The sequence below is a fragment of the Caballeronia pedi genome, from assembly GCF_001544915.2.
GTDB classification, from domain to species: Bacteria; Pseudomonadota; Gammaproteobacteria; order Burkholderiales; family Burkholderiaceae; genus Caballeronia; species Caballeronia pedi.
The window spans coordinates 30,892-48,324 of the sequence record NZ_FCOE02000028.1; the positions used below are offsets into that span (position 1 = coordinate 30,892).

Sequence of the window (17,433 nt, forward strand, 5' to 3'; positions counted from 1 at the left end):
CGATCAGCCGTAGCGTCCGCCCGTCACATGCAGCACTTCACCGCTGATGAAGCCCGCGCGCTCGCTGGCGAGGAAGGCCACCGCGTCCGCGATGTCGTCCGGGCGTCCGGCGCGCTTGATCGGCTGGGCGGACACGGCGCGCTCCTTGATCGTTTCGTAGGTCGGCAGCGCCTGCACCATTTCCGTATCCATGAAGCCTGGCGCGACGCAGTTCGAAGTGATGCCGTAGCGGCCTTCCTCCATCGACAGCGCTTTGGCCATGCCGATCAGGCCTGCCTTGGCAGCGGAATAGTTCGCTTGCGTGGGGTTGCCCAGATGCGCGCGCGAGCTGATGTTGATCAGCCGGCCCCAGCCCTGATCGATGAAATGCGGCATGACGGCCCGGGCGGCCAGAAAGGCGCCCTTGAGCATCACGTTCATGACGAAATCCCAGTCGTCCGCGCTCATCTTCACGAGGTACTTGTCGCGCGGCGCGCCGGCGTTGTTCACGAGAATGTGCACGCGGCCGAAATGGGCGACGGTTTCATCGACAAGACGCTGGACATCGGCTTCGCGCGTGATGTCACCCACGATGCAGTGCGCGGCCAGTCCTTCATTCTCCAGCGCTTTCGCGGTGGCTTGCGCCAGTTCCGCGTTGATGTCGGTGATGACGACCTTCGCGCCCTCTTGTGCGAGACGCCGCGCCGTGGCGGCGCCGAGCCCGCGCGCCGAGCCGGTGACGATGGCGACCTTGCCGGTTAAACCGAGATCCATGTGCTTCTCCTAAGAACAAATTGGTCAGCGCAGGTCGACCCGCGCATGGTTCAAAACCACTACGTCGCGCTCGACGGCGATTACGCGCAGCGACACCGTGTTGCCCCGCACCCACATCTCGGTACGCAGCGTGTCACCCGGCCACGCCGGCGCCGTGAAGCGCACGCGCATGCCCGCGAAGCGCACGTCGTCGTAATCGAGCACGGTGCGCAGCACCGCGTGCGCCGCTACGCCCATCAGGGCCATGCCGTGCAGAATGGGACGGGGAAAGCCGGCCGCGGCGGCGATGGTGGGATCGGCATGCAGCGGATTCAGGTCGCCGCTCAGGCGGTAGATCAACGCAAGCTGCTCGGGTGTCGCGAGATCGCATACATGATCGGGCGCGCCGTCGGGCATCGCATGGGGCGCGGGCGGCGCATCGGCGCTGCCGCCTGCGCCGAAGCCACCGTCTGCGCGCAAGAGGCTCAGTTGCACGACGGTCGCCAGCGGGCGGCCCGTTTGCGCTTCGGTGATCTCGCGCGTCTGCTGCAAAAACGCACCCTTGTCGGGACCTTTGTCCCACAGCCCGGTAATGCGCGTCGTGCCGTTAATGCGCCCCATGGCCGGCAAAGGTGCGTGGATCCTGATCTCCTGCTCGGCATGCAGGATCTTTTGCCAAGTAATACCCGTGTCCGCTTCACGTGCCCAGAAACCCGGGTATGCGAGCACGTTCGCCATCGTCGGAAACGCACGCAGCGACTGACGGTCGCTGCCCTCGTAGACATAACGCAATTGCCTTGCGTCGAGCGGATCGGCCCCGATGCCCAGACCGAGGGCATAGATCTGGCTATCGCGCAGCGAGTAAGCGTGCTCGATGGGGGGAAAGTGACGGTCCAACAAGTGATCGGCTCGAAGCGGCATGGCGAACGTGATGTCGTTTGATTCGAGTTCGTACGATGAGTCCGCTCCGCTCGCCGGTCAACGTAACCGCGACCATTGTTCCGTACCTTGGCAGACGTCCTGCCAGCATCGAAGTCGACGCCAGTGCCGGTCTTATGGACGCGATTTCATTTTCCGGAACATATTCGTCAATAAGGTTGTTCCGGGTGGACCGCCCGGCGCAGCATCCTGTTGTCCTCCTCTATTTTTTAAGCGTACCGACATGATTCGCGATCAAGAAACGCTCAACGGCCTGCTCGACTCTATCGCCCGATTCGTGCGCGAGCGCCTCGTGCCCAACGAGGAACTGGTGGCCGACACCGACGAGATTCCCGAGGATATCGTCGCCGACATGAAGGCGATGGGCCTGTTCGGTCTCACCATTCCTGAGCGCTTCGGCGGCCTGGAACTGACGATGGAAGAGGAAGTGCTCGCGGTGTTCGAACTGTGCCGCGCTTCACCCGTATTCCGCTCGCTGCTGGGGACCACCGTGGGCATCGGTTCGCAGGGCATCCTGTTCGATGGTACGCCCGAGCAACAGGAGAAATATCTGCCGCGCCTCGCAACCGGCGAGCTGATCGCCTCGTTTGCGCTGACCGAGCCGGAAGCCGGCTCCGACGCGGCCTCGCTTCGCACGACCGCCGTCAGGGACGGCGACGACTACGTGGTCAACGGCACCAAGCGCTTCATCACGAACGCGCCCCATGCGGGCATCTTCACGCTCATGGCGCGAACCAATTCGGAGGACAAAGGCTCGGGCGGCATTTCGGCTTTCATCGTCGATGCAAAGACGCCCGGCATCAGCTTCGGCAAACGCGACAAGAAGATGGGACAGAAGGGCGCGCATACCTGCGACGTGATCTTCGAAGACGTGCGCGTGCCGGCCGCCAACCTGATCGGCGGGAAGGAAGGGCAAGGCTTCAAGACGGCGATGAAGGTTCTGGACAAGGGCCGCATTCACATCGCCGCCGTGTGTGTGGCCGTGGCCGAACGCATGTTGTCGATGGCGTTGTCGTACGCGGTGGAGCGCACGCAGTTCGGCAAGCCTATCGCCGATTTCCAGCTCGTGCAGGCCATGCTGGCCGACAGCAAGGCCGAAATCTATGCGGCCCGCTGCATGGTGGTCGACGCCGCGCGCCGCCGCGACGACAAACTGCCGGTGAGCACCGAGGCGTCCTGCGCCAAGCTGTTCGCGTCCGAGATGTGCGGCCGCGTGGCTGACCGCGCCGTGCAGATTTTCGGCGGCGCAGGCTATATGGCCGAGTATGGCATCGAGCGCTTCTACCGCGATGTGCGCCTGTTCCGCATCTATGAAGGCACGACCCAGATTCAGCAACTGGTCATCGCACGGGCCATGATTCGTGACGCTAATTAAGGATGAGGCAGAAGACGCAATGACGAATTTCAGCAAGCGTTGTGACACATCGCGCAGCGGCGAGCAGCGTGCCGTGGATGAACAGGCGATCGACGCCGGAGAGTCATCGGTCGGCGTGCATTCCAGCGTTGTACGGAGCGATAACGTGAACTGGGCATGGACGGGAACCACTGGCCATTACGACTGGATGGATCACGCGCCGCTCTTTCATCACCGCGACTGAGTTCCAGAGTACGGAACGCGACGACGCTTTGTTTTGACTCGTTTGCGCCTCGCCCGTGTAATGCAAGGCATCGGATGGACGCACGTTGCGCCGTTCCCGTCGATGCGTGGCGTTCCGCCGCGACCCATGCGTCCGCGCATTTTCATGGCCGCTCAGAAGCCAGATCGAAACAATGGAGCTATCGATGTCGTTGCAGGCAAATCGGACAGCGCTGCGTTCGTCAGTGCATGAAGATGCGAATCGGTACGATGCGCCAATCGGAGGCCGCGAGAGTGCGGACGGCGCGCGCGCGTCGTCGGGCATGGTCGTGCCGCTGGCTCGAAGTCTCGCGATACTGGCGGCGTTTCCACCGCACGAAGCCTGGCTCGGCAACCACGAGCTCGTGATCGAAACGGGCATTCCGGCACCTACGATTTCGCGGATCGCTCGCTCGCTCGTGACACTCGGATACCTGCATTATTCGCCGGAGCGCCGCAAGTATCGACTCGCCGCGCCCGTGCTGTCGCTGGGTTATGCGGCGACGGCCCATTCCAACGTGCAACTGCTTGCACGACTCGAAATGCAGGCATTCGCGACGCAAAGCGAAACTTACGTGATGCTCGGCTCGCGGGACCGTCTCGACGTGATCGTGCTGGCAACGTGTGTGAACAAACCGGCATCGGTCGATCTCAAGCTGTATGCTGGTACGCGCCTGCGCATCGCATCGTCGCCGATGGGCTGGGCCTTGCTTGCAGCAGTGCCGGAACTAGAACGCTTCTATCTGCTCGGGAACATCGAACGCAAGGCGGGACGCGACTGGGCCGGCCTGCGTCGCCGTATCAGCCAGGGCATCTCGCAGGTGCATAACGTCGGCTATTGCATGTCGATCGGCGAATGGGAGCCGGACCTCACGATTCTCGCCGTGCCACTGGTGGTTCAGGACCAGACGCCGCTCGTACTTGCCTGCATCGGGCACAGCGCCCGGCTGGGGCGTGCGCGGGTCGAACGGGAACTCGGGCCACGGCTGGTTGCGGCCGCGCAGCGCTTGCAGGAGCAGGCAGGCGTCATCGACTGAAGCGAACATGGACAAGACCGACATGCACAAAGGCGTGACGCTGACCGTCGAACGCGGACTCGAGGTGCTCCACGCGTTTCGCGCGAACCGCGCTCCGTTGTCGAACGCGGAACTCGTGCGTCGCACGGGTCTGCCGAAAGCTACCGTATCCCGGTTGACGACGACACTGATCTCGATCGGTTATCTGCGCCGCGTGGGCGGCGGGCGCCAGTTCGAACTGAGTGCCGGCCCACTGAGCATTGGTCACGCCTATCTGGAAGCGAATGTCGTACCGCGGCTGGTCGCGCCCGTCATGCAGCAGCTTGCCGACAAGCTGAATCTGTCGGTCGCGCTGGCGGTGCCGCATCGACTCGACATGGTGTATATCGCGTGGCGAGCAAGTGCCAACATCGCCACGCTGAGGCTCGGCGTCGGTTCGCTCCTGCCGATGGCATCGACTGCCGTGGGGCGCGCCTATCTGTATGCACTGCCCGACGCGGTGCGCGAACCTTTGATTTCGGAGTTGCTCGATGCGGCCGGAGACGATGCGGAAACGGTGCGCGCGAACCTCGATGCCGCATTCAGCGATCTGAAGGAAACGGGTGTATGCATGTCGGTAGGCGAGTATCAGCGCAACGCGTTTGGCATTGCCTTGCCAATCGTGGTTGGCCGAACCTGCACGTTGATGGCGCTTAACTGTGGAGCGGTGGAACTGGAGCCGGACATGACGGCGATCCGTCGGCGTGTGGCGCCTGCATTGAAGGCCGCGGCGTTGACGGTGTCCGGTATCCTGAGCGACGTCGACTGCGAGCCTTGACGGGCCGCGCGTCGCATCGCATCGCGCTAGCCTTGCGACCGCTCAACTGCGTGCATGAGATTCGCGGGCCAGCCGTTCGCGATGATCCGGATGCGCGAGCGCGATGAGCTTCGGAATGCGCTCGGCGATCGAGAGGCCGCGCAGATCGGCAATCCCATATTCTGTGACGATCACGCACGCGTCGCTGCGCGGCACCGTCACGGGCCCTGTTACGCGCGTCACGATGCGGCTGTGCCGCCCGGCGGTCGACGGCAGCGCGACCACGGGCACGCCTCCACGGCTGATCTGCGCCGCGCGCAGAAAATCGCCGACCCCACCCACCGCACCGACATAGGTGCCACCGATGGCCTCGGCGTTGACCTGGCCTGTGAGATCGACCTCCACCGCCGAATTGATCGCGACGAAGCGATCGATCCGGCGCAGCACGTACGGATCATGCGTGTATTCCGTGCCGCGCAGCTGGAGCGCAGGATTGCGGTGCGCGAAACGGCGCGTGCGCTCCGAGCCCATGATGACGCCTCCGATGGTGATCCCAGTATCGATCGTCTTCCTCGCATTCGTCACGACACCCGCCTCGCACAACGCCGCGACGCCGTCTCCGATGCTGCCGGTGTGCACGCCGAGATCCCGCCTGTCGTGGAGTTGCGCCATCACCGCGTCCGGGATCGAGCCGATTCCCGTCTGCAGCGTCGCTCCGTCTTCTACCAGCGAAGCGACGTTCCGTCCGATCATCTGCTCCACAGGTCCGGCCTCTGCCGCACGTGTCTCCGGGAACGAGGCGTCCGACGCCACCAGCAGGTCGATGTCACCGTCTTGGAGATAAGGGCCGCCGTAGGTCCACGGCACGTCGGGGTGCACTTCCGCGACGATCGCGCGCGCGTGCCTGACTGCTTCGACCAGATACTCGCGCGCGAGCCCGAGGCTGTATCGGCCGTGTTCGTCCGGAGGTGATACCTGTAGCAGCACGACATCAATCCGCAGTCGACCGCTGCGAATCAGCTCCGGAAGCCGGGAGTAATGCACCGGAAGAATGTCGAGCACGCCCGCGCGCGCAAGGCTGCGATTGGTTCCGCTGCCGCAGTATGCGAGGAAGTCGAAGGCGTCGGCATGTTCGGGGCCGAGTATCTCCGTCAGGCCGATGCCGAGGAAGATGCGGATTCGCTTTATCTGTTCGCGCTGGGCAACCAGCGCGCGCATGAGCGTCACAGGCTCCGCATGCGACTGACCCCACATCACGGTGTCGCCTGGCCGAACGAGCGCGCTGAGTTCGCGGCAGTCGCCCGGTCGGCGGTCAGGGTTCGCAGAACGCGCGATCACGGTGTTGGTGTGGTTCATGCGTGGAGGAAGTGAGTTTCGATGTTGGGTGATCCGGAGCACGAAGGGCTGCGTACCGGCCCGCATTGCGATCCCGCTACATCTTCTTCAGCGTGTGATACTCGGGCCATAGTGCCTTGACGAGTTCGCGCGACGCGCCGTACGCATGACAGCTATCGATCTTGCGCGGCTTGCCCTGTTCGTCACGCTCACTGAACCTGGATGGCCGTTCGGTAACCATGGTCTGATAGGCGGCGCTCGCAAGTGGCCCGAGCAGTTCCTTCAGGTGCGTGCACGTATCGCCGGATGGCAGACGCTTGCGCACCTCGGCGTTCCAGCCTGGTCCGATGCGCAAGCCGACCAAAGTCTGCAGCGTGTCGCCGCCGCCCTGGCACGGCGCATACGGATGAGACTGGATGAACGTATGGACCTCGCGAACGATCATGTCCTTGTCGAACATCAGCGTAACGCCGAGATCGTGAATGGGCGTTTGAGCGGCTACCAGACGCGCCCCGCCGGGCGGCGTGAAGTCGTGCGTCTTGCGATCCACGAGACGCGCGCTTACCTCGAACAGGCCATCGTTGCGTCGATAGCCGCGCATCTCGATCTGTCGTAGATGCAGTTCTTCGCGCGTGACGACTGGTTCGGCAGCGGAATCATCGTTGCAGGCCATGCTTCTACTCCAGTCGTGAGAACGCTTTTTATCTGTGGCGCAAGCTGAAAATCGACCGTCGCCAGAAGCACACGGTCGCGGCCTCGGCTGGCCGTTGCCAGTTTGACTCTCGAATTCGCGAGCAGGCAATCACACCGGCGCGGTTCTTCCGTACTTTGGAAACAACGAGATGTTATAGCCGCGACGCCAGTCCTTGCGCGGTCTCCTTGAGCGCTGGCACGACGCGCGCTCTGATCGACGCGGTGTCGCGGGTGACATCGACCCCGCCGCAACTCAGTGCCATGCCGTTCTGCGGACGACCGGGCGCGACCGGCAACGCGATGCCGTGTGCATGGCGTTGATATTCCCCGAACGCCATGCATAGGCCGTCCGCATCCAGATCACGGAAAGACGTTCGATCGACTTGCGGAATTCGCCAGCCTTCGGACCGGCCGCCGCCAGCAGTTGTTCGACATGTGACCGTGACCACATCGAAGGCTGCTTCGCGAGGCGGCCATTCCGTGACCAGTCCTGCTCGCAATTCCCCCGGCGACGTGCGGATTCCAAAGTACGGCACACCGCTGCCGCCGCGATTGCCCCGATGCCGCCTTCGCTCATCAAATAGAAGGTTAGAAAAGCAGCCCTTTTCGGGAGGCGAGGAAATAACAGATTCCGGGTTGGAGACGTTCGAGCCGGGTACGGCTCTCATTTGCAGCGCATATTGAATTACAGTTGAATCCGATGCTTGCTGACTACGATAGGTTTCAGGCGATGAAAGATTGGCTCGAACAAGATATCTTGAGTGATGTTCAGACTCGATGGAACGTGGCTGCGCGACGATGGGATGCACACGCGTTGACCTCGATCTACGAGCAAGATGCGTTGTTTTTCGGTGGCAGGCAAGGACAGTCGGTCGGCGCGGACGAGATCCTCGCCTACTTCGAGTCGTATCGAGGCGTGATCGAATCGGCGTGTCTCACGTTTGCGGAACAAAGGTTCATTCGTCTGACGGGTGACTGTTTTCTGGCGCAGGGGTTCGGCGAGTTCGATTTCGTCTTGTGCGGCAACAAGGCGACTCGGTCGCGATTGCGTACCACGCTCGTCATCACGCGACGCGGAGACACGTGGCGCATCCGCCAACATCATTTTTCCAGCGAGCCGTTATCGCCGCCTATTTAGGCACGCTGAACGCGCGATGGCCTGACGATAGCGAGATTTCAGATGCGATTCGAGCGCGAGGAGGCGAGCGAGCGTTGCCTAGACTTACGCATCGGGTGATTTGAAGGCTCTTGTCCTGGTGCAGGCAGGAGTTCGCGCTTTTCAACGAGAAAATCCATGAGGACGCGCACCTTTGGAGGCATGCGCTCACGCGTCGGGACATAGAGATAGAAGCCTGCGAACGGCTTGCACCATTCGCGCAGTACGCGAATGAGTAAGCCGTCTGCCAGCTCGCGACGTACCGCAATATCGACGTGCTGAACGAGACCGGCACCCTGGAGGGCCGCGCGAATCATGCTGTCGTCGTCGTTCGTGATCAGTGTGCCTTGAGGTTCGACGACGAAGCTATGGCCCTTTGCTTCGGGCGAGCTGAACTCCCATCGGAAAATGGCCCCGCTGCTCGTATGCCGATACGCCACGCAATCATGTGTCGCGAGGTCCGCCGGTGTTGCGGGAACACCGTGGCGTTCGAAATATTGGGGCGAGGCTACCACCGCCATTTCAAGCATGGGCGAGATCGGCATAGCAACCACGTGCGCCGCGAGACTCTCGCCCATGCGGATACCCGCGTCGCATCCCTCCGCAATGATGTTCGAAAGTCCGTCGTCCATCACGAGTTCCAGTTTCAACTGAGGAAATCGCGAGAAGAACTCGGATAGATGCGGCTCCAGCAGATTCCGCGCGGCGATCCTCGACGTGTTGACGCGCAGAAGGCCAGAAGGCGCCGCGTTCGTTTCGCCGACGTCGCGCACGGCCTGCTCGATCGCGCCAAGCGCTGGACGCAGTTGATCAAAAAGCCGCTGGCCCTCTTCCGTGAGCGACATCTCGCGCGTCGTGCGATAGATAAGCTTGACGTTCAGTTGCTCTTCGAGCGCCTTCAGGCTTTGCGACAACGCCGCCCGCGAAACACCCATCTCGGCGGCGGCCTTGGTGAAGCTGCCGTGTTGGGCGATGTGGGCGAATGCGGCCAACGAGGGGAGACGCGAAAAGTCCATCGGTCCTATTGGTAAGCCTGGCTTACGACTGTGATTGGTTATTTGATCTTGTTGTGCAGCAATGCAGGTTCTAACATTTTCCCCATCGAGAACGCAATGACTTTTGCGGGCGCTCGCTCAACAAAGGAGTTCAGAACCATGCAGAAAACCGGAATCACGAATCGGAACGGTCAGGGCATCACGCTTGCGGCGGTGATTAATTTCCCACAAGGATTCGATGAGGGCAGGACCTATCCCGTCGTGGTCGTCGCTCATCCGGGCGGCGGCGTGAAGGAGCAGACCGCAGGGCTCTATGCGCGCAAGCTGGCGGAGCATGGCTTCGTCACGGTCGCTTTCGATGCGTCTTATCAAGGCGAAAGCACTGGGGAGCCGCGACAGTTGGAGAATCCCTATGTCCGAACGGAGGATATCAGCGCCGTCGTCGACTATATGACCACGCTGCCGTATATCGCCAAGGACAAGATCGGTGCGATGGGCATTTGCGCTGGCGGTGGCTATACGGCCAACGCCGCGATCAACGATCGCCGCATCAAGGCAGTAGGGACGGTGAGCGCGGTGAATATCGGCTCGATGTTCCGCAATGGCTGGGAAAACACCGTCAAGGATGCCGACGCTATCCCGATGCTCGAACTTGGCGCCGATGCGCGCACGGCCGACGCCGGGAAGGCAGAACACGCCGCGCTCCCGCTCGCGCCGATGCGCAAGGAGGACGCGCCGAACAAGGAGCTTGAAGAGGCGTGGGAGTACTACCACACGCCGCGTTGCGAACACCCGAACGCGCCGGGCTTCATGACGGCGCGCAGCCTCACGCAGATCATCACGTACGACGCTTACAACAAGGCCGAGGCGTTCCTCACGCAGCCGCTGCAGATCGTGGCGGGCAGCGTGGCCGGGAGCAAATGGATGAGCGACGACCTGTTTGCGCGGGCGGCCAGCAAGGACAAGCATTTTCACGTGGTCGAGGGTGCCAATCACATGTCGCTGTATGACGGGGAAAAGTTCGTCGACGAGGCCGTTGAGGTGCTCGCGCCATTCTTCCAGCGTACGTTGAAGTAAGCGGCGAGGCCATTTCGGGAAGGTCCGCTTCGCCCAAACCTTCGAACCACTTCGACAAGGAACTCATGTCATGGCTTCAGACAAGATCCGAAGCGTCACTTATCGCAATCTGGGATGGGACTCTGCGGCGGACATCCACCTGCCGCCGAACTTCGACGAGACGAAGAAGTATCCCGCCATCGTGAGCACGCATCCTATCGGCAGTTGCAAGGAGCAGACCTCCGGCAATGTGTACGGCGCGGCGCTCGCCAAGGAAGGTTTCGTCGTCATCGCCTTCGACGCGAGCTTTCAGGGCGCGAGTGGCGGCGAGCCGCGCTTCATCGAAGATCCATCGATTCGGGTCTCCGATATCCGCTTCGCGATCGACTATCTGGTCACGCTGCCTTATGTAGATGCAGACCGGATCGGTGCGATCGGCGTGTGCGGCGGCGGCGCCTACACGATACACGCGGCGATGACCGACCATCGGATCAAGGTTGTGACATCGATTACCGGGGTCAACTTCGGCAGACTGATTCGCGAAGGCTTCAGCAACTTCGATCCGGTCGCGGCGCTGGAAGCCATGGGCAAACAGCGCACGGCGGAAGCGCGTGGCGCAGAGCGCAATGTGATCGACTACCTTCCCCCGTCGGTGGAAGAGGGTAAGAAAGCCGGGGTGACGGATATCGACGTGCTGGAGGCCACCGACTACTACAAGACCGCACGTGGCCAGCAACCGCACGGCGCTACGAGCGGGCTGTTTTCATTCAATAGCGCCGCGATGGGGTGGGATGCGTTCCTGCATGCCGAAGTCCTTCTCACCCAGCCACTGATGGTCGTCATCGGTGACAAGCCCGGTGGTTTCGGCGCATATCGTGACGGTTGGAAGATCTACGGCCGCGCGGCGTCGAAGGACAAACAAATCGTGGTGGCCGAAGGCTGGTCGCACTACGATCTCTACGACCGCCCAGAACCGGTGGCACTGGCGCTCGCCAAGGCCATACCGTTTTTCAAGGAACGCCTCTAAGGGCTATGGTGCCTGCTGATGTGTTGCCTGCATCGGCGGGTCCCTCGCGCATTTCCGCATTTCCTATAACCGGCTCCAGGATGACCATGACGAGCGTATTGATTCTCGGCGCGAGCGGGCAAATCGCGAAGTGGGTAATCGAATCGCTCGCGGCGCGCAACGACACGAAGTTGACCTTGCTTTTGCGCGATCCGAAAAAGATCTCCGGCAATGAGCCGGCGAACGCGAAACTTGCCATCGGTGACGTGCTGGACAAGGACTTTCTGAAGCAGATCATGCCCGGCCACGAGATCGTCTATGCGAACCTCACAGGAGAAGATCTCGACATGCAGGCGCGCGCCGTCATCTCGACGATGCGGGCGATCGGCGTCAAGCGGCTGATATTTGTCCTTTCATTGGGCATCTACGACGAAGTGCCGGGCAAGTTCGGCGAGTGGAACAACGCGGCCATCGGCGAAGCGCTTGCGCCTTTCAGGCAGGCTGCCGATGCCATCGAGGCATCAGGGCTGGACTACACCCTTCTGCGCCCGGCATGGCTGACCGACGAGGACGAAGTCGACTACGAGTTGACCGAGCGCCATGAACCCTTCAAGGGCACGGTGGTGTCACGCAAGAGCGTGGCCGACCTTGTCGTCAGGATCATGGCCTCGCCGTCGCTCCATGTCGGCGCAAACCTCGGCGTGAACAAGCCCGACACCGACGGCGACAAGCCGTATTTCATGTAAGTGGGAAATTCTTTCGAATGGCATCGACAACAGACCCGATTTTCCAGGCATTCTCCTTCTCCAACGGCATCACCCTTCGTAACCGCGTCGTGATGGCTCCAATGACGACGTGGTCATCCAACGCCGATGGCACCGTCTCTGATCAGGAACTGACCTATTATCGTGCACGAGCCGGGAGTGTCGGCATGGTTTTGACCGGGTGCACGCACGTGATGGAAAACGGCGTCGGCTTCACGCACGAGTTCGCCGCGCATCACGATCGATTCATCCCCGGATTGCGGAAGCTGGCTCAAGCCGCCAAAAGCGGCGGCGCGCCTGCGGTGCTGCAAATCTTCCACGCGGGCAACAAGGCCGTACCGGGATTGATTCCGGATGGCGAACTTGTGAGCGCGAGCGCGACAAAGGCACCTCCGGGTCCTTTCAACGACGGCGTGACGAGCAGCCGCGCCCTGACTCACGATGAGATTCTCGACGTGATCCAAGCGTTCGGACAGGCCACGCGGCGGGCGATCGAAGCCGGATTCGATGGCATCGAACTACATGGTGCGCATGGTTTTCTGATTCAGAATTTTTCCTCGCCTTTCTTCAATCAGCGCACCGACGATTGGGGCGGCTCGCTCGAAAGCAGAATGCGTTTCCCGCTTGCCGTGGTTCAGGAGGTCAGATGCGTGATTGAGGCTCATGCGGAGAGGCCGTTTCTCGTCGGTTACCGTATTTCTCCGGAAGAGGCCGGCGAAGGCGCATTGCGTATCGACGATACGTTCGTGTTCATCGATCGTCTCATCGAGGCCGGCATCAATTATCTGCATGTCTCGCTCTATGACCTGCTGCGCAACAAGCCGCAGGATCATACGGGCGCGAATACCACGATCGAGCACATCATCGAGCGGGTCGGGCAACGTGTGCCGCTTATCGCGGCGGGCTCGATCAGCACCGCTGCGCAAGCTCGGCAGGCGCGCACTCTGGGGCTGCCGCTGGTGGCCGTGGGGCGAGGTCTTGTCGCAAGACCCGATTGGGTCGAGCGCAGTGCGTCAGAGCATGGCACTGAAGTCGATATCGCACTGGATCTGTCACGGCATCCTGCCGAGCTCGAAATTCCCGACAAGCTCTGGGACATCATTTCGGTCACGACAGGGTGGTTTCGTTCGCGCGACGCTTCGCTCGCGACGAGCTGACGAGTTCTTGGATTCCTCGTCGCTCGCATCCAGCCTGTCAGGACGTCATCTCCCACGCATGGGTTGTCCCAATCCGGTTCGCAGGATGTTCGACACCCCGACGCAACGGTTGCGCGACGTCCTGTAGGATCAGGTCGGACGCCTTCTCACCGATCATGATCACCGATGCGTTGGTCGGGCCGGAAATCGGCGCGGGCATGACCGATGCATCGGCTACGCGCAGGCCTTCGACGCCACGCACGCGCAGCCGTGCATCGACGACCGCATAGGGGTCGCTGTCCGGCCCCATCCGCGCGGTGCCGTTGTGGTGATACACGGTGCCGCCGCGTTGCCGCGCGAAGTCGAGGATCTCCTGGTCGGTGCGGATCTCGTTGCCAGGAAAGATCTCATTGACGTAATAGGGCGCGAAAGGTCGCGCCTGCAACACCGCGCGCGCCATCTTGACGACCGCGACCATCGCCTTCCGATCCGACTCGGTCGCCAGATAGTTCGGCTGGATCAAGGGATCGATGTCGATGCTGGTCGAGCGCGCCTTCACGTAACCGCGGCTTTCCGGACGCTGCTTGTGACCGCCGAGCGTCATGCCCGGATAGTGATCCAGAAGGCCCGGCAGACCTTCACGATAGCTGCCGGGCGTGAACGATACCTGGAGATCCGGCGTCGGCATCGACGGGTCCGAGCGGAAGAAGAAGCGCATCGGCACCGGCCCCATGCTGAGAATGCTGGGCCGGCCCGCGAAGTACTTCGTGATTTCCCATAGTAGCGGCAGTCCGCGCCCGCGCTCGTTGACCGTGGAGATGTCCCTGACCTGCGCGGCGACCCGCAGGTTGTAGTGATCGCAGAGGTTCGCGCCGACGCCCGGCAGATTCAGTTCGACGTCCACGCCTATCGAACGCAGATGATCGGCGCAACCGATGCCGGAAATCTGCAGCAGGCGCGGCGTGTTCAGCGCACCGGACGAGACGATCACTTCACGCCGTGCGCGCACCTCGCGCTCCGGAGTGCCGCTCGCGCCCGCGCGATAGCGGACGCCGACGGCCCGGCGGTTCTCGAACAGCACGCGTATAGCGGGACTGTCCGTGCGCACATCGACGCGGCCGGTCTTTACCGCGGGGCGCAAATATGCGCGGGCGGCGCTCATGCGGCGCATCGTGTGGCCGCGCGAATCGATCGTGAATTGCCACGGACCGACGCCGTCCTGAGCTTCGGCGTTGTGATCCTGCACGTACGGATAGCCGAGGCTTTTCGCCGCTTCGACGAAGAAGTCGCAAAGCGGGCTGGAGCGCACCGGATCGGTGACCGTCAACGGGCCGCTTCTGCCGCGATAGCGGTCATCGCCGTCACCGATGCGCGTTTCCGCCTTCTTGAAGTACGGGAGCACTTCGTTATAGCTCCAGCCCGGATTGCCGAGCCCGGCCCAGCCGTCGAAATCGGCGCGCTGGCCGCGGTTATAGACCATCCCGTTGATCGAACCGGAGCCGCCGAGCACGCGGCCCTGCGTGAGGCTGAGCGCGCGGTTGCCTGTCGCGGCGCTGGGCTCGCTCTTGAAATCCCAGATGAGATTCGGATTGAAGAGGTTCTTGATATAGCCGGCCGGAACGTGAATATAAGGGCTGCGGTCCTTGGGCCCGGCTTCCAGCACGCAAACGGAATGGCCCGCCTCGGACAGCCGCATGGCGAGCACGCAGCCGGCACTGCCCGCGCCGACAATCACGTAGTCGAAGGTATCACTCATGGTTGTGGCATCCGCGTTGATGGGCACGCGCGCCGACGGAGTCTCGCGCGTCCGTCAACTGCCCAGGTTGAAGTTGATGGTCTTGAGTTCGGTGAATGCTTCGATCGTCGACCAGCCGCCTTCACGGCCGACACCGGAGCGCCTGATGCCGCCCATCGGCGCATTGGGTACACTCGCGTATCCATTCACGCCGATCGAGCCGCTGCGCATGGCGCGGGCGACGCGAAACGCCCGCTTCACGTTCGACGTGTACACGCAGCCTGCCAGGCCGTAATCGCTGTCGTTGGCAATCCGGATTGCTTCCTCTTCCGTGTCGAACGGAATCACGGAAAGCACCGGACCGAAAATTTCCTCGCGCGCGATCGTCATGTTGTTGCTTACTTTCGCGAAAAGCGCCGGATCGATCCAGTTTCCGTTCGCGAGTTCGCCTCCCGGCGTACCGCCGCCGAACATCAGCTCCGCGCCTTCGCGTCTGCCGCTGTCGATATAGGCGAGAATCTTGTCCTTCTGCCGCTTTGAGATGATCGGTGCGGATGTCGTCGCCGGATCAAACGGATCACCGAAACGCACGGTCTTCACCTGCTCGGCCGCATGATGCAGGAACTCGTCCATGATCGAGCGATGCACGACCGCGCGCGACGGTGTCGTGCATACCTGGCCGGAGAGGAAGGTCGAGCACAGGCCCATCAGCGTGGTGGCTGCGCCCGCGACGCTCTCCGCATCGGGAAAAACGAGCGCCGCGCTCTTGCCACCGAGTTCGAGTGACAGGCGCTTCATGGTCGATGCGCCCGCTATCGTGATTTTCTCGCCTGCGATCGGGCTGCCCGTGAACGTGACCTTGTCCACGTGCGGATGCGCCGATAACGCCGCGCCGGTTTCAGCGCCGCCCGTCACGACGTTGAACACGCCTGGCGGCAGATCGCTCTCCGCCACGATCTCGGCGAGCTTCAATACGACGAGATTGGTGTATTCGGACGGCTTGACGACAACCGTGCAGCCACAGACAAGCGCGGGCGCGATCTTCATCGCGAACGTCATGACGGGGCCGTTGTACGGCAGGATCGCCGCCACCACACCGACCGGCTCGCGGAACGTCATGTACTGCATGTCCGAGGCGCTGGAGAACTGCGGGTATGTCTCGCCGTTGATCTTGTCGATCCAGCCGAGAAAGTGATCGAAGATGTCCGCCGCCGACTTGGGCGACACGCGCGAGTTGCGGCTGAACGTGAACGGGATGCCGTTATCGAGCGTCTGCAACTGCGCAATCTCTCTTTCGGCGGCGTAGATTTTCTCGACGATGGGTTGTAGCATCCGCTTGCGATCCTGCGCGCGCATACGCGGCCACGGTCCTTCGTCGAAGGCGCGTCGCGCGGCAACGACCGCCTGATCGACGCCACGCGCGCCGGCTTCGACGAACGTCGTCATCACTTCATTGGTCGCCGGGTGAATCTGTTCGAAGCGATCGTAGTGTCCATCGAGCCAGTTTCCATCGATGAACAATCTACCGGGCACGACGTTCAGATCGTCACGGATGCGGATGAGGCTAAGGGGCATGAAATGTCCTGCCGAGTTTGAGAACCGAGAAAAGCGTTTGATCTAACAAACGATAGATAGCCTAAGTTGCGGGGGCGTGTCTTTGCATTGGGGATAGCCCGGATGCAAAGATGTTCGTTCCGTACAGTGAACGCGCTGGCCCGTCAAAAAGAAATGCGGTAATCTCTCAAACGAACATTAGATCGTCGTGAGTGCTTCCGCGACATTGGGAACGAGGAAAGAGACGTGCGAAAGCGAAATGTAAAACCCAGTGCGGATACTCGGGAAATCTTGCTACGGCTGGCGGCCCGCTCGTTTGCGACGCAGGGCTATACGGCAACCACGATGCGCTCGATTGCGGACCAGGCCGGCATCGAGGCAGCCAGCATCTACTATCACTTTTCGTCGAAGGAAGAACTCGTCGACGTGGTGATGGAGCATGGGGCGGATAGCATCGTGCAGCACATCAATGAGCATTTCGGTGCGCTGCCCGAAAATGCGAACGCCGAGGACCGCTTCAGAGCGGCGGTGGTCGGTCAGATGAGTGCGCTGATCAAGTTTGGCGACTATGCGCTCGCACATGGCCGCCTGCTGAGCCAATTGCCGGATCAGGTGCGTGAGCGGCAGATCAAGCGTCGCGAGCGGCATCAGCGGCTGTGGACCACCGTGTTCGACGATCTGCGTGAGGAAGGTTTTCTGCGCGACGATATCGACATCGCGCTGAGCCGTATCTATGTGCTCGGCTTCATCAATTCCGTTCAGACGTGGTTCGATCCCAAGAAGGGGTCGCTAGAAAAAATCGCAGATCAGTTCATCTCGATGTTCTTCGAAGGCGCACAGCCACCGGGCAAGCCGCGGCGTCGCGGTCGCAAGAAGGAACTGGCCACTGCGTCCTGACCGGCAGT

The 17,433-nt window shown here is 61.9% G+C and carries 18 protein-coding genes; 10 read left to right on the top strand and 8 right to left on the bottom strand.

What is annotated here, in order from left to right; all coding sequences use genetic code 11:
* Positions 1 to 3 precede the first annotated feature (3 nt).
* Positions 4 to 753 carry an SDR family NAD(P)-dependent oxidoreductase gene (locus AWB80_RS30185; protein WP_061178359.1) on the bottom strand — a complete coding sequence of 250 codons (750 nt, stop codon included), beginning with the start codon at positions 751 to 753 and terminating at the stop codon, positions 4 to 6.
* A 24-nt stretch (positions 754 to 777) separates the two neighbouring features.
* Positions 778 to 1,653, bottom strand: coding sequence for a MaoC family dehydratase (locus tag AWB80_RS30190; protein WP_061178360.1), 876 nt, complete (start codon positions 1,651 to 1,653; stop codon positions 778 to 780).
* Positions 1,654 to 1,894: 241 nt separating this feature from the next.
* Here AWB80_RS30190 and AWB80_RS30195 point away from each other — a divergent pair, with 241 nt between their 5' ends.
* The 4 genes from AWB80_RS30195 to AWB80_RS30210 all read left to right on the top strand — a co-directional run bounded on the left by AWB80_RS30195 (position 1,895) and on the right by AWB80_RS30210 (position 5,119).
* A complete protein-coding gene (locus AWB80_RS30195) occupies positions 1,895 to 3,046 on the top strand; it encodes an acyl-CoA dehydrogenase family protein (protein ID WP_061178361.1) in 1,152 nt (383 codons plus the stop codon).
* A gap of 19 nt (positions 3,047 to 3,065) precedes the next feature.
* Entirely contained in the window at positions 3,066 to 3,269 is a 204-nt protein-coding gene (locus AWB80_RS30200) for a hypothetical protein (protein WP_061178362.1), read from the top strand.
* A 184-nt stretch (positions 3,270 to 3,453) separates the two neighbouring features.
* Positions 3,454 to 4,323, top strand: a complete 870-nt coding sequence (locus tag AWB80_RS30205) for an IclR family transcriptional regulator (RefSeq protein WP_061178412.1) — start codon at positions 3,454 to 3,456, stop codon at positions 4,321 to 4,323.
* Between the two features lie 7 nt (positions 4,324 to 4,330).
* Positions 4,331 to 5,119, top strand: a complete 789-nt coding sequence (locus AWB80_RS30210; protein ID WP_061178363.1) for an IclR family transcriptional regulator — start codon at positions 4,331 to 4,333, stop codon at positions 5,117 to 5,119.
* Between the two features lie 42 nt (positions 5,120 to 5,161).
* Here AWB80_RS30210 and AWB80_RS30215 read toward each other — a convergent pair whose 3' ends face one another.
* From AWB80_RS30215 to AWB80_RS43550, 3 genes are all read right to left on the bottom strand, one after another.
* A complete protein-coding gene (locus AWB80_RS30215) occupies positions 5,162 to 6,454 on the bottom strand; it encodes an acetyl-CoA hydrolase/transferase family protein (RefSeq protein ID WP_061178364.1) in 1,293 nt (430 codons plus the stop codon).
* A 76-nt stretch (positions 6,455 to 6,530) separates the two neighbouring features.
* Complete coding sequence (locus AWB80_RS30220) at positions 6,531 to 7,106, bottom strand: DUF2889 domain-containing protein (RefSeq protein WP_061178365.1); 576 nt, start codon at positions 7,104 to 7,106, stop codon at positions 6,531 to 6,533.
* A 172-nt stretch (positions 7,107 to 7,278) separates the two neighbouring features.
* Positions 7,279 to 7,794, bottom strand: coding sequence for a hypothetical protein (locus tag AWB80_RS43550; protein WP_143328160.1), 516 nt, complete (start codon positions 7,792 to 7,794; stop codon positions 7,279 to 7,281).
* A gap of 32 nt (positions 7,795 to 7,826) precedes the next feature.
* Here AWB80_RS43550 and AWB80_RS30230 point away from each other — a divergent pair, with 32 nt between their 5' ends.
* Positions 7,827 to 8,264 carry a YybH family protein gene (locus AWB80_RS30230; protein WP_244206817.1) on the top strand — a complete coding sequence of 146 codons (438 nt, stop codon included), beginning with the start codon at positions 7,827 to 7,829 and terminating at the stop codon, positions 8,262 to 8,264.
* A gap of 38 nt (positions 8,265 to 8,302) precedes the next feature.
* On the opposite strand, the gene AWB80_RS30235 is transcribed toward AWB80_RS30230, so the two are convergent.
* Complete coding sequence (locus AWB80_RS30235) at positions 8,303 to 9,298, bottom strand: LysR family transcriptional regulator (protein ID WP_087131690.1); 996 nt, start codon at positions 9,296 to 9,298, stop codon at positions 8,303 to 8,305.
* A gap of 30 nt (positions 9,299 to 9,328) precedes the next feature.
* Between AWB80_RS30235 and AWB80_RS30240 the strand changes: the two genes are divergently transcribed.
* The 4 genes from AWB80_RS30240 to AWB80_RS30255 all read left to right on the top strand — a co-directional run bounded on the left by AWB80_RS30240 (position 9,329) and on the right by AWB80_RS30255 (position 13,260).
* Positions 9,329 to 10,354: an alpha/beta hydrolase gene (locus AWB80_RS30240; protein WP_244206801.1), complete on the top strand. Its 1,026-nt coding sequence runs from the start codon at positions 9,329 to 9,331 to the stop codon at positions 10,352 to 10,354.
* A gap of 70 nt (positions 10,355 to 10,424) precedes the next feature.
* Positions 10,425 to 11,360 carry an alpha/beta hydrolase gene (locus AWB80_RS30245; protein ID WP_061178368.1) on the top strand — a complete coding sequence of 312 codons (936 nt, stop codon included), beginning with the start codon at positions 10,425 to 10,427 and terminating at the stop codon, positions 11,358 to 11,360.
* Between the two features lie 5 nt (positions 11,361 to 11,365).
* Positions 11,366 to 12,085 carry an SDR family oxidoreductase gene (locus tag AWB80_RS30250; RefSeq protein ID WP_244206803.1) on the top strand — a complete coding sequence of 240 codons (720 nt, stop codon included), beginning with the start codon at positions 11,366 to 11,368 and terminating at the stop codon, positions 12,083 to 12,085.
* Between the two features lie 17 nt (positions 12,086 to 12,102).
* On the top strand, positions 12,103 to 13,260 hold the full coding sequence (locus AWB80_RS30255) for an NADH-dependent flavin oxidoreductase (protein ID WP_061178369.1): 1,158 nt from the start codon (positions 12,103 to 12,105) through the stop codon (positions 13,258 to 13,260).
* Between the two features lie 37 nt (positions 13,261 to 13,297).
* Here AWB80_RS30255 and AWB80_RS30260 read toward each other — a convergent pair whose 3' ends face one another.
* Both AWB80_RS30260 and AWB80_RS30265 read right to left on the bottom strand, forming a co-directional pair.
* Positions 13,298 to 14,995, bottom strand: coding sequence for a GMC family oxidoreductase (locus tag AWB80_RS30260; protein WP_087131692.1), 1,698 nt, complete (start codon positions 14,993 to 14,995; stop codon positions 13,298 to 13,300).
* A 54-nt stretch (positions 14,996 to 15,049) separates the two neighbouring features.
* On the bottom strand, positions 15,050 to 16,549 hold the full coding sequence (locus AWB80_RS30265) for an aldehyde dehydrogenase family protein (protein ID WP_061178370.1): 1,500 nt from the start codon (positions 16,547 to 16,549) through the stop codon (positions 15,050 to 15,052).
* Positions 16,550 to 16,819: 270 nt separating this feature from the next.
* On the opposite strand from AWB80_RS30265, the gene AWB80_RS30270 reads away from it, so the two are divergent.
* Positions 16,820 to 17,425 carry a TetR/AcrR family transcriptional regulator gene (locus AWB80_RS30270; protein WP_087131693.1) on the top strand — a complete coding sequence of 202 codons (606 nt, stop codon included), beginning with the start codon at positions 16,820 to 16,822 and terminating at the stop codon, positions 17,423 to 17,425.
* Positions 17,426 to 17,433: the final 8 nt, after the last annotated feature.